This window comes from Curtobacterium sp. C2H10, assembly GCF_025407985.1.
In the GTDB taxonomy this organism is placed as follows: Bacteria; Actinomycetota; Actinomycetes; order Actinomycetales; family Microbacteriaceae; genus Curtobacterium.
This window is the reverse complement of record NZ_JABXGF010000012.1, coordinates 19,465-39,878: the sequence shown is the minus strand read 5'-3', so window position 1 is coordinate 39,878 and position 20,414 is coordinate 19,465. Positions and strand designations below refer to the sequence as shown.

The window sequence follows — 20,414 nt, the reverse complement described above, 5'->3', positions numbered from 1 at the left end:
ACGCCTGGATAGGCTGACGGGGACATGTACTCCGACCCCTCCCGGACCCGCCTCGCGGTGCTCGGCTCCCCCATCGCCCACTCCCTCTCCCCCACGCTGCACGCAGCGGCCTACGACGTGCTCGGGGTGCCGTTCACGTACGGGAGGCACGAGGTCGCGTCCGGCGGACTGGACGCGTTCGTCGCGGGGCTGGGTCCCGACTGGCGCGGACTGAGCCTCACCATGCCGCTCAAGCGCGAGGTCCTGCCGATGCTCGACCGGACGACCCCGCTCGTCGACGAGCTCGGGGTCGCCAACACCATCGCGTTCCGCACGGTCGGCGACACCGTCCTGCGGTCCGGCGCGAACACCGACGTCGAGGGGATCGTGCGCCCGGTCGAGGCGCTCGGACACCTCCCCGGTGAGGCGACCGTCCTCGGCGGGGGTGCGACCGCAGCGAGCGCCCTCACCGCGGCCGTGCGGCTCGGGGCGTCGCTCGTGCGGGTGTTCCTCCGCGACACCGCGAAGGCCGGACACCTCGTCGACCTGGCTGTGCGGCTCGGGGTCTCGCTCGAGGTGCTCCCGCTGACCGAGCTGCCGGGGAGCCGTCACGGGTTCGTCGTCTCGACGCTGCCCGGGGGTGCGGCGAACACGCTCGACCTCGTGCCGTCGGGGCCGGACGCGGTGCTCTTCGACGTGGCCTACGAGCCCTGGCCGACCGCCGTCGCGACCCGGTGGGCGGACGCCGGCGGGCGCGTGCTGAACGGGCTCGACATGCTCGCCGAGCAGGCCCTCGGGCAGATCCGGTTCTTCCTGAGCGGTGACCAGGACGAGTTCCTGCCGGCCGAGGCCGACGTGCGGAGGGCGATGCGCGCCTCCGTGGGCCTGCCGGAGACCATCGGGGCCTGAGCCTCGGTCAGCGTCGAGCTCGTGCCTCGGCGTCGAGCAACGCGACCGAGACGTCCCAGAGCCGCTCGGCGGCGGCCGGGTCGAGCGCCCAGGGGAGCACGCCGTGCAGCCCGTCGGTGATGCGGTCGACGACGGCGGCCTCGTGGCAGTCCTCGAAGTACCGGCCGCTCACGCCGTCGAGCTCCGGAGCGGTGGCGAGGAGCACCGACGTCGCCGCGCCCTGCTCCGGGGACTTGACGACGTCCGCCGCGGAGACCTTCGTCGCCGCGAGCACCTCCGGGTCCCAGTGCTTCTGCAGCCCCGTCCAGATCCCTCCGGGCATGCACGCGTTCGCCGTGATCCCGTCGGCGGCCCATCGTCGTCCGACCTCGACGGCGAAGAGCACGTTGGCGGTCTTGGACTGGGCGTAGGCGAGTCCGGGCTCGTACGGGCGACGCCGGAAGAACAGGTCGTCGAACACGACCGGCGAGCTGCCGTGCCCGCTCGACGACAGCGAGACGATCCGCGCACCGGAGGCCGCGGCGAGCGCCTCGTGCAGCCCGAGGGCCAGCGCGAAGTGCCCGAGGTGGTTCGTGGCGAACTGCGTCTCCCACCCGGCCGAGGTGTACGACTCCGGGCTGTCCATCACCCCGGCGTTGGCGACCAGGACGTCGAGGGGGCCGGACCACGACGCCGCGAACGCTTCCACGGAGGCCGGGCGGTCGAGGTGGAGCTCGGCGACGTCGGGTGCCGTGCGCCCGGTCGTGCGGGCGATGTCCGCCGCGACCCGCTGTCCGGCCTCGACGTCGCGGACCGCCAGGGTCACGGTCGCACCGGCCCCGGCGAGCGCTCGGGCCGTCTCCACGCCGATGCCCGAGGCGGCACCGGTCACGACGGCGGTCCGTCCCCGGAGGTCGAGCCCCGCCACGACCTCGGCGGCGGTGGTGTGGGCGCCGAAGGCGGCGAGGTCACGGTCCGGCACGGTGTGCTCCTGTCTGCGGACGGAGGCGCTCAGGACACCGTGCCGTCCACGTAGGACCACCGGCCGTGCTCGCGCACGAAGTCGCTCGTCTCCTCGAGTGTGCCCCGCTCGTCGTCGGTGCGCCACCACGCGCGGAAGGCGACGGTGCCGCGGGAGTCGAACGGGCCGCCGGACTCCGTCGACAGGACGTCCAGCCGCGTCCAGCGCTGGGCCGGGTCGAGCTCGAGGTTCGCCGGGCGGGTGCGCGGGTGCCACGTCTGCAGCAGGTACTCGGGCAGGCCGAGGGCGAACGCGCTGAACCGCGACCGCATGAGCCGCTCGGCGGTCGGGGCCGCGGCGCCCGCGTGCAGCGGGCCGCAGCACTCGCCGTAGGGGTTGCCGCTCAGGCAGGGGCAGCGCGACTCGTCGGTGACCACGGGCGGCACGCTAGTCGACTATCGACAGCGCGACCGTGATGTTGCCGCGGGTGGCGTTCGAGTAGGGGCAGATCTCGTGCGCGCGCTCGGCGAGACGCTGGCGCTGCTCGGGTCGGGCGGCCGGCGCGTAGACGTCGAGCTCGACCGCGAGGCCGAAGCCCCCGTTGCCGGTGCCGCCGATGCCGACCTCGGCCGAGACCTCGGCGCCGGTCGTGTCGACGTCGAGCTCCCGGCCCGCGGCGTGGAGCGCCCCGAGGAAGCACGCGGCGTACCCGGCGGCGAAGAGCTGCTCGGGGTTCGTGCCCTCGCCGCTGCCGCCCATCTCCTTCGGCGGACGGGTGTCGAGGTCGAGGCGGTCGTCCTCGCTGCGCACGTGTCCGTCGCGGCCGCCTCCGGTGGCGTGGGCGGCGGCGGTGTAGACGATGTCGAGACTCATGGCACGAGCGCATCGTGCGTTCCTGGACGACCGCTGGAGCGGGGCGCAACGGCGGGCGGCGGCGGTCGGTCGGTGAGGACGCGTCGGGCGTGTCCGGCCCCACCGCTGTCAGCTTCACGGAGTAGACGGAATCTCGTGTTCAGACTCGGGTGGCAGGTGCTGCGGGAGCGGATCGCCACGGTGGTCGATCCCGCGCGCGCCCGTCGTGCCGCGTGGATCGCCGCCGCGTGCTCCGTGGTGGTGCTGGTCGGCGCCGTCGCGCTGCAGCTCGCGTTCGGCTGGGCCGGTACGGGGGCCGTCCGACCGGTCGTGGTCATCGCGCTCGTGTCCCTCGGCCTCGGATCGATCGTGTTCTCCGGCTTCCGGACCGACCGTCCGCTCGACCCGGCAGCGACCATCAACGGGCGACAGGTCCGGCCGGACTGGCAGATGAGTGTGCGGTGGTCGGTGCAGCCCTACCTGGCGAGACGGCAGCTCCCGGTGACCCCCGAGGACCGTGCGGCGGTGCTGACCGACGTCGGACTCCTGCAGCGCGGGCTGGTCCGGCGGCTGACGCGGCTCGCCCCGCTCCTCGGCGGGGTCGCACTGCTCGGGATCGCGGCCTTCGCGCGCAGCGACGTGCGGCCGATCGCGCTGCTGTGGGCAGCGGTGTACGTCTGCACGCTGCCCGACCTCGTGGTGCGGCTCGGCCGCTCGGAGCGCGCGCGGCTCGCAGCCCTCGCGGTCGACCCGCCGGCCGGAGACGCCGATACGGGGAAGCACGGGGTCGACGGATCGAAGGTGCGGCTGCCCGGTGACTGAGGCCCGCGAGCAGGTACCCCGGACCGTCTTCCGCACCGGGTGGCAGGTGTACCGCGAGCGGCTCCCCGAGCTCGTCGACCGGCGCCACCACCGCCGTGCCGTCCGCGTCGGGATCGTCGTCGCGGTCGTCGCGTTCGCCGGGCTGCTGCTCCTGGGGGCGTTCGTCGAGCGCCTCGACGGAGCCGTCCCGGTCGCTGCCGGGGTCGTCGTGGCGCTCCTGGTCGCCGCGGGCATCGGGTGCGTCGGTGCCGCCCTCACGCCGATCGGCCCCCGGGGATGGTCGCTCCCACCCGTGCCCGGCATCGGGTGGCGTACACAGGAGGCGATCGCCCGGTACTTCCGCCGCAACCCGCCGCCGGTCGCGCCGGAGCACCGCGACGCCGTGCTGCAGGGCATGCCGGCGACCCGCGACCTGCTCGTCCGAGCGGCGTACCGCTCGCTGTTCCTCACGGGCGGGTGGATCGGCATCGTCCTCGGCACCCTGGTGTTCGACGTGGCCTCGTCGGTGGGCAGCGACACCGTGATCCTGTTCCCGGGCGTCTGGCTGTTCTCCATCGTGGTCACGAGCGGCACGGGGGTCATCGGCATCCGGACGCTCGGGCGCCAGGAGCAACTCCGCGTCGAGGCCGAGGCGTTGCCGCCCGTCCCGCCCGCGCCACGCCGAGGACGCCCCGACAGCCCGAGCGGCAGCAAGCTGGCGCTCCCGGGCGAGTGAGCGCGTGAGCGCGTGTCGGTGGCACCGGGCACACTGGGCGCATGTGTGGAAGGTTCGTCGTCTCCGACACCACGGCCGATCTGCTGCCGGAACTGATCGGTGAGCTCGCCGACCGGACCGAGCACGTCGACGAGGACACCGGCGTGGTCGGCACCGGCCTGGTCCCGAGCTGGAACGTCGCACCGACCGACCCGGTCTTCGCGGTCCGGCAGCGGCACGGGCAGCGCGAACTCCCGCAGATCAGCTGGGGGTTCGTGCCGAGCTGGGCGAAGGACTTCCAGAAGCAGCGTCCGAAGCCGATCAACGCCCGCATCGAGACCGTCGCGACGAGCGGCATGTTCAAGCGGGCGTTCGCGACGAACCGCTGCATCGTCCCCGCCCAGGGCTACTACGAGTGGGTCGTGCGCGAGGACGGCAAGGAACCGCACTTCGTCCACGAACCCGGCGGCGCCCTCGCGATGGCCGGTGTCGTGAGCGCCTGGCCCGACCCCACGAAGCCCGACAGCGACCCGGACAAGTGGCGGCTGTCCCTGGCGATCATCACGCGGGACGCCCACGTGGCCCCGGGCGAGGTGCACGACCGCATGCCGGCGTTCCTCACCCCGGACGGCTACGACGCCTGGTTGGACACCGAGCAGGGCGGCCTCGGACAGGACGACCTGCTCGCCCTGCTCGACCACGAGTCGCTGACGGTCGCGGCGGGCCTCGAGCAGTACGAGGTCTCACGTGCGGTGAACAGCGTCAGGAACGACGGGCCGCAGCTCATCGAGCGGGTCGCCTAGCCACGCCGCTCAGCAGACGTCGGACCCCGGCGTGGTCATCCCCACGGTCACGTCCGACAGGTCCTGGGTCCGCAGGGTCCCCAGCGGCCCGGTCGTCGTCACCCGGAGCCCGGTCAGGTGTCCGCCGTGCGCCAGGCTCCTCGAGCGCATCTCGGCGACGACCCGGACGTCGTGGTGCGGCGCGATCACCGTACCGTCGGCGTCGAGGACCTGCGCGCCGTCGACGACGCTCGCGGTGTCGCCCATCAGTGCGCCCGTGCCGGATCCCCGGACCTTCTCCGCGAGGACGACGCGCACCGAGCGGAGCCCGGAGTCCCACGTCGCGCGGACGCCCCGGAGCGTGACGGGCCGGTCGGACGGGTTCCGCAGGACGAACCCGGCGGACATCCGGGTCTCGTCACGTCCGGCCTCGTCGTCCGACCACCCGCCGCAGACGCCGCTCGCGCCCAGCGCGCGCAGCGGCGCGGGCGACGAGGTGACGACGACGAGCCCGGCGAGCAGGACGAGGGCCGCGACGACGCACGTCGCCAGCACCGCGCGTGCAGACGGGCCCGCTCGGTGCGGGATGGTCGCGTGCTCGTCCGACGTCATGGTCCCCCCGGTCCGGGCCGAGCGTCGGCCCACGTCGAGAGCATGACAGACAGGAGGCCCGGATCGCGTCAGCCGATCGGCTGACGTGGTCCGGGCCCGCAGTCCAGAGCGTCAGGCGCCGTCGCGACGCACGTCCGGCAGGAGCACGTGGAGCCGCTCGGCGAGCCGCAGCTGGGCTTCCTCGAGCGACCGGAAGTCGCCGACGTACTGCCCGAAGGTGTCCGACACGAAGTAGTGCGCACCCTGGCGGTCGACGGTCCCGCCGTAGTAGCCGCCGTAGTTCGCCGCCCAGAGCCCCGTGTCGGGCCGCGACCAGAGGATGCGCGGGTGGACCGGCTCGTCGACGTCGGTGTCGACGACGAGGTCGACGTGGGCGTCCATGCCGGTGATCGCGACCATGGTGGCGGTGTCGACGGTCACCTCGGTGTGCTGGTGGTGGTCGACGGGCGTGCTCATGGTCGTGCTCCTCTTGGTGCGTGCTGCTGTGGTGCGGCGTTCCGTGGTGCGGGTGGTGCGGGGTGGTGCAGTGCTCCGGGGAGCGACGTGCTAGTCGACCGGGCGGATCACGGACGGCAGCATCACGTGCAGCTGGTCCGCGAGCTTCGCCTGTGCCTGCTCGAGCGACGCGAAGTCGCCGACGACGAGGCCGAACGTGTCCGAGGCGACGTAGCGGTCGTCGCGCTTGTCCACCGATCCGCCGAAGTACCCGCCGTAGTTGGCGACCCACTCGCCGTCGTCCTCCTGCGTCCAGGTGAGCTTGGCGCGGGCCGGGCGGGCGTGCGGTTCAGCTTGGGCTTCGAGGATGGCGATCGTGTCGACGGTCTCGGTGTCGAGCGTGACCTCGGCTCGGGTGTCGGTGCTGACGGTGGTGCTCATGTCGCTCTCCTTCGCGATCCGGGGTACATCGGCTGACATGAGAACGCTACGAGACCGACCCCTCCACCCGCCAGCGACGCCCGCCGATTCACGGGTTCCGTCAATGCGCCCCATCGGCGAAGCCCGGGTTTCCGGGGTCGGGCGTCGCACTTCCGGGGTACAGGGGACAGATCGGGGTACTCGTTCTCCGGCCAATCCGCTGGAGGACCGTCAGGCGCTCGTTCGGCCAGCAGCCCGGCGGTACGTCCCCGGTGTCATCCCGGCCAGCGGCGTGAACTGCTCGATGAACTGGCTCGTCGTCGCCCAGCCGCAGGCCGCCGCGACGTCGGTGACGCTGTGTCCTCCCGCGAGCAGCACCAGAGCACGGTGCACCCGGAGCTGCAGGCGCCACTGCCGGTACCCCGTGCCCGTCTCCTGCCGGAACAGCCGGGTCAGCGTCCGTTCCCCGAGCCCCGCCCAGGCCGCGAGCTCGGCGAGCGACAGCGGGGTCGACAGGTCGCGCTCGACCCGTCGCACCACCCGGCGCAGCCGGGGGTCGCGCGGCTCCGGCAGGTGCAGCGGCTGCTCCGGCGCGGACGCGACCTCGTCGACGACGACCGCACGGAGGTGGGACCTGGCCGTCTCGGAGCGCGGCGCCGGTGTCGTGAGGGCGAGCAGCGCCTCCCGTGCGAGCGGTGAGACGGACAGGACGGCGGGGCCGGACGGGAGGCGCGCGGCGGCCTCCGCGGACAGGTACACGATCCGCATGTCGGTCACCCCGTGGGCCCGGTGCCGGTGCTCGGCACCGGCCGGCACCCACGCGACCCGGTTCGACGGCGCGATCCACGCACCGTCGGCGGTGATGAGCGACAGCACGCCCGTCGCCGCGTGCACGAGGTGACCGAGCGGGTGCGCGTGGGGCGGGACCGTCTCGGCGTGCTCGAAGCGGTACGCCGCCTCGGTGCGGTCGTCGACGATCCGCTCGTGGGCGTGGCTGGAAACCGACATCGATCGGCAGCATACGTGTTCCGGGCCGGTCCCGCCGGGTGGTGGGATCGGAGCATGACCACCGCTTCCACCACCGTGCCCGACACGAGACCCCGCCGGCGACTCCTGGCCGCCTGGTACGTCGGCGCCGGACTCCTGCTCGTCGCGCTGAACCTGCGGATGGGCGTGGCGTCGGTGGGTCCGGTCCTCGGTGCCGTCGAGCGCTCCCTGCACCTCGGGCCGTCGGCGGCGAGCCTGCTCACCACCATCCCGGTGTTCGCGTTCGGGGCGTTCGCGTTCCTGACGCCGCTGCTGACCCGGCGGATCGGGCTGCACCGGCTGCTCGGCCTGACGATGGCCGTGCTCGCTGTGGGCATCGCGCTGCGGATCGAGCCCCACGGCTGGGCGCTCTACGGCGGCACCGTGCTGGCCGGCGCCGCGATCGCGGTGGCGAACGTCCTCATGCCCGCGGCGATCAAGAGCGACTTCGCGCACCGTGTCGGGCTGATGATGGGGCTGTACTCGACGGCGCTGTTCCTCAGTGCCGCGATCGCCTCGGCGGCCGTCGTCCCGCTCGCGGCGGCGTTCGGGTCGTGGCGACCGGCACTGGCGTTCTGGGCGGTGCCGGCGGTCGTCGCGTTCCTCGTCTGGTTGCCGCGGGCGCTGCGGAACCCGGGGCACACCGGGCGCTCGCGGACGGTGGACGACGCTCCGGTCGAGGCGGCCGACGAGCCGACGTTCGCCCGCCTGTTCCGCGACCCCGTGGCGATCGCGGTGACCGGGTTCATGGGGTTGCAGAGCCTGTCGTACTACGCGTTCCTCACCTGGGTGCCGACGGTGCTGCAGGACGCCGGGGTGACCGCGCACGAGGCCGGTCTGATGCTCGCGTACTCGAGCCTGCCCGGGATCGTCACCGGGGTGACCGGGCCCGCGATCGCGCGGCGACTGCGACCGACGTGGGTGCCGGTCGTCGTCGTGGTGGTGCTCTGCGCGGTGGGGTTCGTCGGCCTGCTCGTGGCTCCGGCCGCTGGGGCGTGGCTGTGGATGACGTTGCTCGGGCTCGGGCAGGGCGGCGCGATCAGCCTCTCGTTGAGCTACATCGTGTGGCGGTCGCCCGATGCCCGGCACACCGCACACGTGTCGACGATGGCGCAGGGGACGGGGTACCTGCTCGCGGGGCTCGGACCGCTCGGGATCGGGTTGCTGCACACGGCGACCGGGGGCTGGACGGTGCCGGTCGTGGTGCTGCTGGCGCTGCTGGGGGTGCAGCTCGTGGCGGGCGTCGCCGCGAGTCGCGAGCGGCAGGTGCTGGCGCGGCGCTGAGCGGCGGGCGTCCGCGCGGCGCGCCACCGCGTGCACGCAGTGTGCGCCGACCCGCAGTGTGCCCGCGGGTCAGCGCACGGCGCGCAGCGCGTCCGCGACCACCACGAGCGCCGCGGCGATCTCGTCCGCCACCCGCTCGTGCGTCGCCGTCGACCGGCGGTACGGGTCGTCGACGTCGTCGTCCGCCGGGTCCTCGAGCGGCGGCACGGTCCCCCGCAGTCGGGCCACGAGTGCGACGAGCTCCTCGGGCGTGGACACGCCGGCGAGCTCGGCCGGCTCGAGCCCGTCGAGCACCCGGGCGAACTGCTTGACCGTGAACGCGCGCTTCGCCGTCCGGGGCGCGAGCGAGACCACGGCCGCACGGTGCGAGCGCTCGGCGGTGAGCACGAGGTCCGCCGACCCCGCGATCGCCGCGGTGAGGTACCGCGCACGATGTCCGTCGGGCGACCCGCCGAGTCGCACGGACTGCGCTGCGGCGGCATCGTCCATCGGAGCGCCGTCCTGCGCGATGATGCCGGCGGACTCGACCACGAACGCGGGTGCGTCCGGGCCGAGTCGCGCCGTGAGGACCTGTGCGCCGAGCGGCGAACGGCAGATGTTGCCGCTGCAGACGAACAGGACGCGCATCGTCAGGCTGCGGTGTCGCCGAGCAGGTCGTGCCGCACGACGATGGCGTCACGACCGGGGCCGACACCGATCGCGGAGATCCGCGCCCCGGACATCGCCTCGACCGCGAGCACGTAGTCCTGCGCGTTCTTCGGCAGGTCCTCGAACGAGCGGGCACCCGTGATGTCCTCGGTCCAGCCGGGGAACTCCTCGTAGACGGGCTTGGCGTGGTGGAAGTCCGACTGGTTGACGGGGACCTCGTCCACGCGGACGCCGTCGACCTCGTAGGCCACGCAGACGGGGATCGTCGACAGCCCGGTGAGGACGTCGAGCTTCGTCAGCACGAAGTCCGTCACGCCGTTGACGCGCGCCGTGTAGCGGGCGATCGGGGCGTCGTACCAGCCGCAGCGGCGCGGGCGACCCGTGGTCGTGCCGAACTCGAAGCCGTTGGCCCGGAGGAACTCCCCCGACTCGTCGAACAGCTCGGTCGGGAACGGACCGGCGCCGACGCGGGTCGTGTACGCCTTGACGATGCCGATGATGCGCTCGAGCTTGCCCGGGCCGATGCCCGAACCGGTCGCCGCGCCACCCGCCGTCGCCGACGAGGAGGTCACGAACGGGTAGGTGCCGTGGTCGACGTCGAGCATGGTGGCCTGGCCGGCCTCGAACAGGACGGTCTCGCCGCGCTCGAGCGCACGGTGGATCTCGAGCCCGGTGTCGGCGACCATCGGACGCAGGCGGTCCGCGAAGGACAGCAGCGACTCGACGACCTCGTCGGCGTCGATCGCGCGCCGGTTGAAGACCTTCACCAGCAGGTGGTTCTTCTGGTCGAGGGCCGCTTCGACCTTCTGGCGCAGGATGTTCTCGTCGAAGATGTCCTGGATGCGGATCCCGACGCGGTTGATCTTGTCGGCGTAGGTCGGGCCGATGCCGCGACCGGTGGTGCCGATCTGGCGCTTGCCGAGGAACCGCTCGGTCACCTTGTCGATCGTGCGGTGGTAGTGCGTGATGACGTGGGCGTTCGCCGACACGAGCAGCTTCGAGGTGTCGACGCCGCGGGCCTTCAGCGCGTCGAGCTCCTGGAAGAGGACCTCGAGGTCGACGACCACGCCGTTGCCGATGACGGGCGTGACGCCCGGCGTGAGGATGCCGGAGGGCAGCAGGTGCAGGGCGTACTTCTCGCCGCCGACGACGACCGTGTGCCCGGCGTTGTTGCCGCCGTTGAACTTCACGACGTAGTCGATGCGGGACCCGAGGAGGTCGGTGGCCTTCCCCTTGCCCTCGTCGCCCCACTGGGCTCCGATGATCACTGCAGCGGGCATCTGGTTCTCCTCACGTTGGCGGAGGACCTCACACGACCAGTCGGGCCGGTGGTCCACCCGAGTCTATCGGACGGCCACCGGCACGCTACCTGCCGGTCGCCTGGCGCGGCCGACGCGGCGCCCCGCCGTCTGTCCGACGGACGGTACCGGGGACGGACTGGAGGCGCGGTGCCAGCCGGCACCGCGCCTCCAGTCCCGAGCGGTTCGCGCCCGCGCGCTCAGCTGCGGAAGAAGTCCTGGTACGACGGGTCGCCCACCGGGGCCGAGTGGCCCGGCTCGGCGAGGCGTTCCTCGATCATCGACTGGATGACGTCCGGCGGGGTGAGCCCACGGCGACGCCACTCCATCGGGTTGGCCCGGAGCTGCTTCAGGGTGGTCTGCGTCTGCATGCTGCAACCCTCCCACCGGATAACTAGTTTGTCTAACTACATGTCCTCTTGACGCACTGCGGGCCCCGTCGCTGGGGTGCGACGGGGCCCGAGTGGTGATGTCGGTGCCTAGCGGCGAGCGACCTTGGCGGTCGACTTCGAGGTCGACGTGCCGTCCTGGTAGCCCTTCGCCGTCGCGACGACCTTCACCGAGAAGGTGTGGCCGGCGTCGGACGTGCCGAGCTTGTAGGACGAGCTCGTCGCGCTCTTCACCGCCTTGCCGTCACGGAGCCACTGGTACGAGTACGTGACGCCCGAGCCGTTCCACGTGCCGTGGTTCGCCTTGAGCTTCGTACCGACCGTCGGCTTGCCGCTGATGGAGACCGCACTGCCCTTGACGAGCGTCAGCGCCGGGGCCACCCAGGTCGCCGCGGCGCTCTGGGCCTGGCTGCCGACCGCGTTGCCGAGGTGCAGCAGCAGGATCCGGGCGCTGGCCACACCGGCGCCGCGGGTGACCTGGAGCGTGCCCTTGTCGGCGAACAGCGTGCCGCCCTGGCCACCCTGCGCGAACGTGAGCGTCGGCTTGGCGAGGTTGAACTTCGCCGTCGAGGTCACGTCGACCACCGAGGACCCGCTGGTGGCCGCACCCGGCGCGTACGCCGACTCGGTCTCCACCCGGTACGAGATGGTCTTGCCCGCGGCACCGATCGCCGAGGCCGTCACCGGCAGCACCTTGACGGCGCTGTCGAACGTGTTGACGTCCTGGCCGGGGGCACCGCCGTTGAGCGGGAAGGCGTCGACCACGGCGTCGTCGTCGGACGTCGCGTTGAGGTCGATCGTCGTGACGAGCGTCGCGTCGACCACGGACGACTTCGCGTCGTAGACGAGGTAGTCGTCCTTGCCGTCGCCGTTCGTGTCGATGAACACCTCGACGTTGGTCACGGCGCCCGGGTTGGCGTCGGGACCGGCCGTCTGCACACCGAACGCGAGGGTGTCCGACGCCTTGTCGTAGCTGACGCCGTAGGCACGGACGTCAGCGGCCTTGAGCGACTGCGACGCCGAACCCGTCGGGAACGACTCCACGCCGTCCGTCCCGCCGAGCACGAACGGTGCGACCGCGGCGTGGTAGCCCGAGGTCAGGCCGCCCTGGTCGACCGTACGGCCGCTCAGCGCGAGGTTCGCGGTCTTCTGGGACCCGGTGAAGGACACACCCGAGCCGCGCACGGCGCTGACCGGCTTCGGCGCGACGTAGGTGCCGAGGCGCAGCGGGTCGAGCGTCTTGTCGGTCGGGGTGAAGGTCACGAGACCGGTCGCGGCGGTGACGAACTCCCGCTGGTAGCCCTGCTGCACCGACTCCTGGGTGGGGTCGATGACGCGGCGGAGCTGCGTCGGGTCGGCGACCGTGAACGTCAGGTCCACGACGGCACCGCGACCGGGGCCGACGGTGACGCGCTTCGTGCTGAGCGAGAACGCGACACCCGGCTGGGACACCTGCGGCTGGTAGGCCACGTCGTAGGTGTGGGCCGTGGAGTCGGTGTTCTCGATGAGGAGCGACCGGGTCTCGCTGGTCTTGCCCGAGACCTCGACGACACCGAACGAGGCGGTCACGAGCTGACCGTTCTCGACGCTCTTCACGGTGGTGTCGGCGGTGACGGCCTGCAGGGCGTCGACGCGGCCGGTGCCCTGGCGCAGCAGGGTCGCCGTGCCGGAGCCGTCCTCGACGTCGTGCGTGGCCGTGTTCATGAGCGCGGCCTTGACGTCCGGGGCCGACCAGGTCGGGTGCGACTCGAACGTCAGCGCGGCGATGCCCGCCACGTCCGGCGTCGCCATCGACGTGCCGCTCATCGACATGCGGTCGTCACCGGTGCCGTTGGCCGCGGAGATCACGTTGACCCCGGGGCCGGCGATGTCCGGCTTGACGATGTCACCGAACGAACCGTGGACACCGCGGCTGGTGAACGACGCGAGCGTGTTCACGGCCTCGGGGTCGGTGGCGAGTTCGAAGCCCTTGAGCTCGTCGGCGAACTTCACGTGCAGGGTCCCGGCCTTGGCAGCGGCCAGGAGGCTCGTCACGCTGTCCTTGGTCAGCTCAGCACCCGGGATGGTCGCGTTCCCCGCGATGCCCGAGCTGAAGGTGTTGATCGTGCCCGCGAGGAGCACGCCGACGCCGCCGGCGGCCTGGACATTGCCGAACCGGACCCCGGACCCGCACTCGAGCGCGGCGTCGGTCCACTTGAGCCAGACGACCTTGCCTGCGACGGCCGCGGCGTCCGCACCCGTGAAGGGCGTGCAGCCGTCGACGTTCGTGGTCGGGACGACGACGTCGCCCTCGACCGGCAGCGTGCCCTGGAAGTTCTGGGAGTACTGCGCGCGGTAGGTCTTCGCGACGGCGGACGGGGCGGTCACCTGGACACCGTCGTAGAGCGACTGGCCAGTGGCGCTGGCGGCGACCGTCAGGGCACCCTCGGCGTTCCCGGGCGAGCCACCGATGTCGGTGAAGTCGTCGGCGTTGCCCGAAGCGATCACGGGCAGGACACCGCGGGCGGTGAGCGCGTCGATCTTCGCGTTGTCGGGGTCGTCCGGTGCGCCGTAGTCGGAACCGAGCGACAGGTTGAGGACGTTGATGTCCTTGCCCTCGGTCAGCGACTGGCCGACCCAGTCGAGCGCGGCACCGGTGAGGTCGGTCGAGCCGCCGCCGTCGCCGAACACCTTGAGGGCGTAGAGGCCGGCCTCGGGCGCGGTGCCCGGACCGATCCACATGTCCTGCACCTGCTGCGTGGTGAGCTTGGTGTAGTCGCCGTCGAAGGTCTGCTTGTCGGCGTCGAGGCCGTAGCCGGCGATCGTCCCGGACACGTGGGTGCCGTGGTCGCCGCCCTTGCCGTCGATCGGGTTGTCGTCCGGCGCGGGCACCGGCTGGTAGGTGTCGGGGTCGGTCGGGTCCGCGTTGTAGGTCGGCCCGGCGAAGTCGTACCCGCCGAGGAACTTCTGCGGGTCGTACGAGCCCTGAGCAGGCGCACTCGTCGAGGCGAGGGCAGCGTCGTAGGCGGCCGTGGTGCCGGGGCCGCCGAAGTCCGCCTGGGTGTAGTCGAGGCCGGTGTCCAGCACGGCGACGTTGACGCCCTTGCCGGTGTGGCCGGTCTGCTGCCACGCGTTGAGTGCCCGCGTGTACACGTCGCTCGCCGCGTTCTTCGGGCTGACGCCGTCCGCGCCCGGCTTCGCGAGGCTCGGGTCGACGCCGGACGGGGCCGCCGAGGCATCCTCGTTGACCGTCGGCTCGACGACCTTCTTCGGCGTGAGCGGGATGATGCTCGCGACGTCGGAGCGCGCCGCGACCTTCCGGAGCGCCTCGACGTCGGCGACGACGGCGATGCCCGGGACGGTGTACTCGGTCGAGTAGAGCTCGGTGGCGTCCGCGTCGGACTGCTTGACGGCAGCGCGGACCGCGTCGACGGTCGAGCCGATCGCCTTGACGCGCTGCTTCGCGGCCGAGGACTGCGTCTTCGACTTCGTCAGGTCGCCGCCCTTGGCCTTCGCGTCGACCTCGAGGGCGCCCTGGCCGGTCGTGCGCACGAACGCCGCGATCGTCTTCTGGGGCTTCGCGTCACGCAGCGGCTGCGCGATCTTCAGGTCGGCGGGCGAGAGGCCGGACGGGGCCGCGGAGGCCGCCCCACCGACGGCGAGCCCACCGCACGCGAGGGCCGCGGCGGCGATGCCGGCGGTCAGCACGCGTGCGATGCGATGCGGGTTCGGGTTCGGGTTGTCGTTCGGTGTTGCACGGTTCAAAAGGCGCACTCCTGGCTCCGTCCGTGTTCTTCATGGAATTGCTGTGAAGTTATGCGCTTGCTCTCAGGGAGCGCAGTCGGCACTTTGGGGGACCACCCCCGGTCGGGGGTGCTGGAACTGATAACTTGCACACGTGTGTGCACGTTATTACGATGGGGTGCGTGACCACTCCTGACCAGCCCGCACGCGCTCCCCGCCGGGACGCGACGGAGAACCGGGCTGCCCTGATCGAGGCGGCGAAGACCGCACTGCAGGCGGACCCGGACGTCTCGCTCGAGACGATCGCGTCCGCCGCAGGACTCTCCCGGCGTGCGGTCTACGGACACTTCCCCTCCCGTGACGACCTCGTGCGCGAGGTCGTCACCGCCGGGGCCGCCCGTGTCGCCGGTGCGATGCCGACCGCGGCGGACCTCGGCGCACTCCCACCGGCCGCTCGGCTCGCCGCCATCGCGGTGACGCTGTGGTCCGAGGTGTCCCACGTCCGGTCGATGGCCCGGGTCGCGATCCGCAGCCCGTTCAACGAGTCGGTGGCCGCGGTGTTCGCACCCCTGCGCGCCCAGGTCCGCGACGCGTGCGCCCTCGGGATCGCCGACGGCACCATGCGCGACGACGTCGACCCCGCGACGCTCGGCCGGCTCGTCGAGGGCGCCTGCATCGCCGTGCTCGACGAGGCCACGCGCTCCGGCACCTCCGACGACGACGGACGCCGCATGGTCGTCCTCTCGGCGCTCGGGATGGCCGGCATCGACTGGCGCACCGCTTCGCTCTCCGAGCCGGCCGCCTCCACCACCACGAAGGTCTCCACAGAGAAGGACCGCGCATGACGCTCGAACTCGACCACGTCGGCATCGGCGACGAGCCCGGTGCCGCGCTGCCCGTCGTCTCCGCCGTCGCCGCCCCCGGCCGCCCGGGTGTCGTCGCCGTCGAGACGGAGCAGGCACCCGTGCTCGCCTCGCTCGTCGCCGGCGGGCGCATGCGGCCCGAGACCGGTCGCGTGCTGCTCGACGGGCACGACGACGCCGCGGCGGTCCGGAGGACGTTCGCCCTCGTTGACACGCCGGGCATCGCCGAGCCCTTCCCCGTGATGAGCCTCAAGCGCATCGTGCGCGAGGAGCTCGCCTTCGCCGGACAGCGGCCCACCCTCGAGCACGTCGACACCGTGCTCGAGGAGCTCGGGCTGCGGGACTACGCCGACACGCACGTGCAGCGGGTCCCGACCGACGTGCGGGTCCGCCTCCTCGTCGAACTCGCCCTGCTGCGGGACGGGGTGACCGGGCTCGTCATCACCTCGCCCGAACGGCACGGCGGCGCCGTGGAGGGGTGGTTCGCGGTCGTCCGCGACGTCGCCCGCCGCGGCGTGACCGTCGTGCTCGTGACCTCCAAGGCCGCAGCCGCGACCGTCGAACACCTGCTCGACACCATCCAGACCGAGGACCCCGAGGACGTGGCCCGACCTGACGGAGACGACCCGCGCCTCCAGTCCGACACCGACCACCTGCCCACGGAGGCGACCGCGTGACCACCACCTCGCTCGTCCGCGCCGAACTGGCGCGACTCACCGCGACCCCGCTCGCACGACTCGCGTTCATCGCGCTCATGGTCGTGCCGCTGCTGTACGGCGGCGCCTACCTCTGGGCGAACCGCGACCCGTACGCCAAGCTCGACCAGGTCCCCGCCGCCATCGTCGACCAGGACGCCGGGGCGACGCTCGACGGCGACCACGTCGACTACGGCAAGGACGTCACGAAGGAGGCCATCGACGGCGCCGACTTCAAGTGGACGAAGACGACCGCGGCCGACGCGCGTGCCGGCGTCCGGAACGGCACGTACGACTTCGTCGTGACGATCCCGCACGACTTCTCGGAGTCCCTCGTCTCCGCACAGTCCGACGACCCGAAGCGTGCCGAGCTCGTGATGACGACGGCGGACACGAACTCGTACCTCGCCTCGACCATCGCGGAGCAGGCGGGCAAGACGATGCGCACCGCCGTCGCCGAGCGGGTCGGCAAGCAGGCGGCGAAGACCCTGCTCGTGGGCCTCGCCGATGTGCGCGACAGCCTGGGCGACGCGGTCGACGGCGCGGGGCAGCTCGCCTCCGGTGCGAAGTCCGCTGCGTCGGGCGCGGCCACGCTCGCGGACGGCACCGGCAAGCTCGCTTCCGGCGCGGCGACGCTCGCGGACGGGACCGCCGCGTTGCCGTCGCAGACCGCTGCGCTCGACCAGGGCGCCCAGCAGGTCGCCTCCGGGGCGGCGACGCTGTCCTCGGGGCTGCAGACGGCCAAGCAGCAGACCGCGTCGCTGCCGGCGCAGACCGCGCAGCTGAACGAGGGCGCACAGCAGGTCGCGGCCGGCAACAAGGCACTGGCCGACCAGACCGATCCGGCGCTCGACGCGCTGCACGGCCTCTCTCCCGACACCGTGACCGCGGCGATCACGAAGGCCGCCGCGGACCGTGGCGTGGACCTGACGCCGGAGGTGCAGGCGGTCATCACCTCCACCGTCGAGGCGCAGCTCGGTGACGACCAGACGAAGGCTGATCTCGCGAAGGCCAAGGCCGCGCTCGAGGGCGTCGACCAGCTGCGCGACGGGTCAGCCCAGGTCGCGGCCGGCACCTCCGCCCTGGCGACGGCGGCCCCCACCCTGGCCGGCGGGGTCTCCTCCGCCGCGGACGGTGCCGCGCAGTTGGCGTCCGGCTCGTCGCAGGTGGCCTCTGGCACCTCGCAGCTCGCGTCGGCCGCGCCCACGCTGTCGTCCGGCGCGGCTTCCTTGGCGTCCGGAGCGGCCTCGGCCGACGACGGCGCGAAGTCGTTGGCGTCCGGGCTGACGAAGCTGCAGAGCGGCTCGTCCGAGCTCGCCTCGAAGCTCGACGAGGGCCGCACGAAGATCCCGGCGTCGAACGCGTCGCAGCGTGAGGACCAGGCGTCGGTGATCTCGGACCCGGTCAAGGTCGGGGACGACAACGTCGCGGCGGCGGACAACTACGGGGCCGGTCTCGCGCCGTTCTTCATCTCCCTCGCAGCCTGGATCGGCATGTACGCGCTGTTCCTCATCCTCAAGCCGATCTCGAAGCGGGCGATCACCGCGGTGCGGAAGCCCCTCGCAGTGGTGTTCGGCGGATGGCTGACGCCGGCGCTGCTCGGACTCGTGCAGATGGTGGCGCTGTTCTTCATCGTCCGGTTCGCCCTCGACCTGAACGTCGTGCACGCCGGGGCGACGATCGGGGTCATGGTGCTGGCATCGGCGACGTTCGCGGCGATCATCATGGCGCTGAACGTGATGCTCGGCTCCGTCGGGCAGTTCCTCGGCCTGGTGCTCATGCTCGTGCAGCTCGTCACCGCCGGCGGGACGTTCCCGTGGCAGACGCTGCCGGGGCCGTTGGCGGCACTGCACTTCGCGCTGCCGATGACGTACTCGGTCGACGCGATCCGGCAGACGATGTACGGCGGGGACCTCGGTGCGGCGTGGTCGGACGCGGGCGTGCTCGCGTGCTGGCTGCTCGGGGCGCTCCTGGTGTCGTTCGTCGTGACGGCGCGGCAGACCCGGTCGCGGACGCTGCGCGACCTGCGCCCGAGCCTGATCGGGTAGCGCGGGCGGGGCGGGCGCGCCGCCGCGCCGCTTCGTGAGCAGAAATGGTCGGGTGACCTCAGGGAACCCGACCGTTTCTGCTCACGAAGTGCTCCGCCCGAGCGGCAGCTCGACCATGTCGCCACCGAGGTAGCGGAGGTCCTCGGCGGGCAGGGCCGCACGGGCGTCAGGGTCCAGCACGCCCGAGGCGTCGTCGACCGGCACGAAGCCGATCCGCTCCCCCGCGGTGAGGTCGGCCGGGGACCCGGTGTTCCGGGACAGCGCCCACACGACGTGGTGCCCCGGGTCCCGGAGCGCGACCGTCGCCAGCACGAACCGCACCAGGTCGTCCGGCGAGCTCCACATCAGGAGCGCACGACCGGACGACGGCTGCTCGCCGAACGCCCCGATGCGTGCCGAGACGATCGACATCCCGAACCGGTCGGCGAAGAGACTGCCGAGGAGTTCCATCCCGGCCTTCGTCACGCCGTAGTACGTGTCCGGACGGGGCAGCCGGTCCCCGGGCACGCTCCCCGGTTCGTCGAGCGGCTCGGGCACTCGGCCGACGGCGTGGATCGAGCTCGCCTGGACGACCCGGAGGACCCCGGCCGCGGCCGCTCGCTCGAGCACGTTCTTCGTCCCGGTGAGGTTCGCCGCGACGAGGTCGTCCCACGCGGCCTCGGTCGGGATGCCCGCCAGGTGGACGACGGTGTCGACGCCGATCAACGCGTCGTCGAGGGCATCGGCGTCGTGCACCGACCCGGGCACGAAGCGCTCACCACCCGTCGGTGGGTCGTCCGGGGTGCACTCGTCGAGCAGCACGAGGTCGTGACCGGCCGCGAGGAGTCGGGGCCGGAGTGCAGCGCCGATGCGTCCTGCGACCCCGGTGATGAGCAGCGTCGCCATTGCCCGGACGCTACCCCCGGCGCGCCGCCCCCGCCCCGCCCCCGCTACCATCGACGGGAGAGCCACGGAGGTCGATGCAGATCATGGGAGCCGGCAAACCCGCGACCATCTACGACGTCGCCGCGCGCGCCGGGGTCTCGAAGTCCCTCGTGTCGCTCGTCCTGCAGCGCTCCCCGCGGGTGAGCCAGCAGCGGCGTGACGCGGTGCTCAAGGCGATCCAGGAGCTCGACTACCGCCCCTCGACGGCCGCGGTGTCGCTCGCGGGTACGCGCTCCCGGACGATCGGCGTCGTCCTCGACGACTTCCGGAACCAGTGGTTCGTCGACCTGCTGACCGGCCTGCGCGAGTCGCTGCAGGACCAGGGCCACCGACTCGTCGTCGCGGACCGCTTCCTCAACACCGGGCTCGACGCCTCGCCGGTCGAGGGCTTCCTGTCCATGCGCGTCGAGGGGATCGTCATCGCCGGCGAGCCCGACACCGACCTCGCGATCCCCGCCTCGACCCCGCTCGTCATCGCCGGCGGCCGCGTCGCGATCCCCCGCGCGGACACCGTGGCGAACGACGACCGTGCGGGCGGGGCGATGGCCGCGGAGCACCTGCTCGCCCTCGGCCACACGCGCCTCGGGTTCGTCGGCGCCTCGTCGGCCGCGTCCGACGAACGACGCACGGGGTTCAGCGCCGGTGTCGACGGCCGCGCCGAGGTCGAGACGGTCGTGCTCCCGGGCGAGCCCACCGAGGAGGCCGGGTCGCGCGCCCTGGCGCAGCTCCTCGACGCGCACCCCGAGGTGACGGCCGTCTTCGCCGCGAACGACGTGATGGCGCTCGGCGCGCTGTCCGAGCTCGCCGAGCGTGGGCTGCGCGTCCCCGAGGACGTGTCGGTCATGGGCTACGACGACACCCCGCTCGCGGCGACGCGGTACGTGGGGCTCACGAGCATCGACGACCGCAGTGTCGAGATCGGGCGCGGCGCCGGCGAGCGGCTCCTCGCGCGGATCGCCGACCCGACGTCGGCGGCGACCGAGGTCCTGGTCGAGCCCCGGTTGGTCGCGCGGCGCACCACCGCGGCGCGCTGACGCCGACGCGGTAGCGGACTGGAGGCGCGGCTCACCC

Annotated in this window: 21 protein-coding genes; 9 read left to right on the top strand and 12 right to left on the bottom strand. The window is 72.6% G+C overall.

The genetic code is table 11. The annotated features are described in order from the left end of the window. Window positions 1-24: 24 nt before the first annotated feature. Window positions 25-888: a shikimate dehydrogenase gene (locus HWD93_RS07270; RefSeq protein WP_261646469.1), complete on the top strand. Its 864-nt coding sequence runs from the start codon at window positions 25-27 to the stop codon at window positions 886-888. A 7-nt stretch (window positions 889-895) separates the two neighbouring features. On the opposite strand, the gene HWD93_RS07265 is transcribed toward HWD93_RS07270, so the two are convergent. From HWD93_RS07265 to HWD93_RS07255, 3 genes are read right to left on the bottom strand one after another with little or no spacing between them, the layout of a single operon-like run. After that, window positions 896-1,849 carry an SDR family NAD(P)-dependent oxidoreductase gene (locus HWD93_RS07265; RefSeq protein ID WP_261646468.1) on the bottom strand — a complete coding sequence of 318 codons (954 nt, stop codon included), beginning with the start codon at window positions 1,847-1,849 and terminating at the stop codon, window positions 896-898. 29 nt (window positions 1,850-1,878) lie between these two features. After that, window positions 1,879-2,265 (bottom strand): YchJ family metal-binding protein, encoded by a 387-nt coding sequence (locus tag HWD93_RS07260; protein ID WP_261646467.1) that lies wholly within the window; start codon window positions 2,263-2,265, stop codon window positions 1,879-1,881. 10 nt (window positions 2,266-2,275) lie between these two features. Further along, window positions 2,276-2,701 carry an organic hydroperoxide resistance protein gene (locus HWD93_RS07255; RefSeq protein WP_071294457.1) on the bottom strand — a complete coding sequence of 142 codons (426 nt, stop codon included), beginning with the start codon at window positions 2,699-2,701 and terminating at the stop codon, window positions 2,276-2,278. Window positions 2,702-2,836: 135 nt separating this feature from the next. On the opposite strand from HWD93_RS07255, the gene HWD93_RS07250 reads away from it, so the two are divergent. From HWD93_RS07250 to HWD93_RS07240, 3 genes are read left to right on the top strand one after another with little or no spacing between them, the layout of a single operon-like run. Next, window positions 2,837-3,502, top strand: coding sequence for a hypothetical protein (locus tag HWD93_RS07250; protein WP_261646466.1), 666 nt, complete (start codon window positions 2,837-2,839; stop codon window positions 3,500-3,502). Continuing rightward, complete coding sequence (locus HWD93_RS07245) at window positions 3,495-4,217, top strand: hypothetical protein (RefSeq protein ID WP_261646465.1); 723 nt, start codon at window positions 3,495-3,497, stop codon at window positions 4,215-4,217. The genes HWD93_RS07250 and HWD93_RS07245 overlap by 8 nt, the downstream gene beginning before the upstream one ends. A 41-nt stretch (window positions 4,218-4,258) precedes the next feature. Further along, window positions 4,259-4,999, top strand: a complete 741-nt coding sequence (locus HWD93_RS07240) for an SOS response-associated peptidase (protein ID WP_261646464.1) — start codon at window positions 4,259-4,261, stop codon at window positions 4,997-4,999. A gap of 9 nt (window positions 5,000-5,008) precedes the next feature. Here HWD93_RS07240 and HWD93_RS07235 read toward each other — a convergent pair whose 3' ends face one another. The 4 genes from HWD93_RS07235 to HWD93_RS07220 all read right to left on the bottom strand — a co-directional run bounded on the left by HWD93_RS07235 (window position 5,009) and on the right by HWD93_RS07220 (window position 7,453). Continuing rightward, window positions 5,009-5,590 (bottom strand): hypothetical protein, encoded by a 582-nt coding sequence (locus HWD93_RS07235; RefSeq protein WP_261646463.1) that lies wholly within the window; start codon window positions 5,588-5,590, stop codon window positions 5,009-5,011. A gap of 111 nt (window positions 5,591-5,701) precedes the next feature. After that, window positions 5,702-6,046 carry a hypothetical protein gene (locus HWD93_RS07230; protein WP_071294452.1) on the bottom strand — a complete coding sequence of 115 codons (345 nt, stop codon included), beginning with the start codon at window positions 6,044-6,046 and terminating at the stop codon, window positions 5,702-5,704. Window positions 6,047-6,136: 90 nt separating this feature from the next. Beyond that, window positions 6,137-6,466 (bottom strand): hypothetical protein, encoded by a 330-nt coding sequence (locus HWD93_RS07225; RefSeq protein WP_070417032.1) that lies wholly within the window; start codon window positions 6,464-6,466, stop codon window positions 6,137-6,139. Between the two features lie 210 nt (window positions 6,467-6,676). Beyond that, window positions 6,677-7,453, bottom strand: coding sequence for a helix-turn-helix transcriptional regulator (locus tag HWD93_RS07220; RefSeq protein WP_083403142.1), 777 nt, complete (start codon window positions 7,451-7,453; stop codon window positions 6,677-6,679). Window positions 7,454-7,507: 54 nt separating this feature from the next. On the opposite strand from HWD93_RS07220, the gene HWD93_RS07215 reads away from it, so the two are divergent. Continuing rightward, window positions 7,508-8,755 carry an MFS transporter gene (locus tag HWD93_RS07215; RefSeq protein ID WP_261646462.1) on the top strand — a complete coding sequence of 416 codons (1,248 nt, stop codon included), beginning with the start codon at window positions 7,508-7,510 and terminating at the stop codon, window positions 8,753-8,755. A gap of 69 nt (window positions 8,756-8,824) precedes the next feature. On the opposite strand, the gene HWD93_RS07210 is transcribed toward HWD93_RS07215, so the two are convergent. From HWD93_RS07210 to HWD93_RS07195, 4 genes are all read right to left on the bottom strand, one after another. After that, window positions 8,825-9,382: a low molecular weight phosphatase family protein gene (locus HWD93_RS07210; RefSeq protein WP_261646461.1), complete on the bottom strand. Its 558-nt coding sequence runs from the start codon at window positions 9,380-9,382 to the stop codon at window positions 8,825-8,827. 2 nt (window positions 9,383-9,384) lie between these two features. Further along, window positions 9,385-10,683, bottom strand: a complete 1,299-nt coding sequence (locus tag HWD93_RS07205) for an adenylosuccinate synthase (protein WP_070417034.1) — start codon at window positions 10,681-10,683, stop codon at window positions 9,385-9,387. A gap of 218 nt (window positions 10,684-10,901) precedes the next feature. Next, window positions 10,902-11,072, bottom strand: a complete 171-nt coding sequence (locus HWD93_RS07200) for a hypothetical protein (protein ID WP_156794772.1) — start codon at window positions 11,070-11,072, stop codon at window positions 10,902-10,904. 108 nt (window positions 11,073-11,180) lie between these two features. Next, window positions 11,181-14,834, bottom strand: a complete 3,654-nt coding sequence (locus HWD93_RS07195; RefSeq protein WP_261646460.1) for a S8 family serine peptidase — start codon at window positions 14,832-14,834, stop codon at window positions 11,181-11,183. Between the two features lie 161 nt (window positions 14,835-14,995). Here HWD93_RS07195 and HWD93_RS07190 point away from each other — a divergent pair, with 161 nt between their 5' ends. From HWD93_RS07190 to HWD93_RS07180, 3 genes are read left to right on the top strand one after another with little or no spacing between them, the layout of a single operon-like run. Further along, entirely contained in the window at window positions 14,996-15,658 is a 663-nt protein-coding gene (locus HWD93_RS07190) for a TetR/AcrR family transcriptional regulator (protein ID WP_261646459.1), read from the top strand. After that, on the top strand, window positions 15,655-16,353 hold the full coding sequence (locus HWD93_RS07185; RefSeq protein WP_261646458.1) for a hypothetical protein: 699 nt from the start codon (window positions 15,655-15,657) through the stop codon (window positions 16,351-16,353). The genes HWD93_RS07190 and HWD93_RS07185 overlap by 4 nt, the downstream gene beginning before the upstream one ends. Then, window positions 16,350-18,419, top strand: a complete 2,070-nt coding sequence (locus HWD93_RS07180; protein WP_261646457.1) for a YhgE/Pip domain-containing protein — start codon at window positions 16,350-16,352, stop codon at window positions 18,417-18,419. The genes HWD93_RS07185 and HWD93_RS07180 overlap by 4 nt, the downstream gene beginning before the upstream one ends. Window positions 18,420-18,500: 81 nt before the next feature. Here HWD93_RS07180 and HWD93_RS07175 read toward each other — a convergent pair whose 3' ends face one another. Continuing rightward, window positions 18,501-19,304 (bottom strand): NAD(P)-dependent oxidoreductase, encoded by an 804-nt coding sequence (locus HWD93_RS07175; protein WP_261646456.1) that lies wholly within the window; start codon window positions 19,302-19,304, stop codon window positions 18,501-18,503. Between the two features lie 74 nt (window positions 19,305-19,378). Between HWD93_RS07175 and HWD93_RS07170 the strand changes: the two genes are divergently transcribed. Beyond that, entirely contained in the window at window positions 19,379-20,377 is a 999-nt protein-coding gene (locus tag HWD93_RS07170; protein WP_261646455.1) for a LacI family DNA-binding transcriptional regulator, read from the top strand. Window positions 20,378-20,414 lie beyond the last annotated feature (37 nt).

Excerpts from the sequence above, each read along its gene's own strand:
- HWD93_RS07270 (WP_261646469.1), top strand. The coding sequence starts at position 25 with ATGTACTCCGACCCCTCCCGGACCCGCCTCGCGGTGCTCGGCTCCCCC.
- HWD93_RS07255 (WP_071294457.1), bottom strand. The coding sequence starts at position 2,701 with ATGAGTCTCGACATCGTCTACACCGCCGCCGCCCACGCCACCGGAGGC.
- HWD93_RS07240 (WP_261646464.1), top strand. The coding sequence starts at position 4,259 with ATGTGTGGAAGGTTCGTCGTCTCCGACACCACGGCCGATCTGCTGCCG.
- HWD93_RS07235 (WP_261646463.1), bottom strand. The coding sequence starts at position 5,590 with ATGACGTCGGACGAGCACGCGACCATCCCGCACCGAGCGGGCCCGTCT.
- HWD93_RS07230 (WP_071294452.1), bottom strand. The coding sequence starts at position 6,046 with ATGAGCACGCCCGTCGACCACCACCAGCACACCGAGGTGACCGTCGAC.
- HWD93_RS07225 (WP_070417032.1), bottom strand. The coding sequence starts at position 6,466 with ATGAGCACCACCGTCAGCACCGACACCCGAGCCGAGGTCACGCTCGAC.
- HWD93_RS07220 (WP_083403142.1), bottom strand. The coding sequence starts at position 7,453 with ATGTCGGTTTCCAGCCACGCCCACGAGCGGATCGTCGACGACCGCACC.
- HWD93_RS07215 (WP_261646462.1), top strand. The coding sequence starts at position 7,508 with ATGACCACCGCTTCCACCACCGTGCCCGACACGAGACCCCGCCGGCGA.
- HWD93_RS07210 (WP_261646461.1), bottom strand. The coding sequence starts at position 9,382 with ATGCGCGTCCTGTTCGTCTGCAGCGGCAACATCTGCCGTTCGCCGCTC.
- HWD93_RS07205 (WP_070417034.1), bottom strand. The coding sequence starts at position 10,683 with ATGCCCGCTGCAGTGATCATCGGAGCCCAGTGGGGCGACGAGGGCAAG.
- HWD93_RS07200 (WP_156794772.1), bottom strand. The coding sequence starts at position 11,072 with ATGCAGACGCAGACCACCCTGAAGCAGCTCCGGGCCAACCCGATGGAG.
- HWD93_RS07185 (WP_261646458.1), top strand. The coding sequence starts at position 15,655 with ATGACGCTCGAACTCGACCACGTCGGCATCGGCGACGAGCCCGGTGCC.
- HWD93_RS07175 (WP_261646456.1), bottom strand. The coding sequence starts at position 19,304 with ATGGCGACGCTGCTCATCACCGGGGTCGCAGGACGCATCGGCGCTGCA.
- HWD93_RS07170 (WP_261646455.1), top strand. The coding sequence starts at position 19,379 with ATGCAGATCATGGGAGCCGGCAAACCCGCGACCATCTACGACGTCGCC.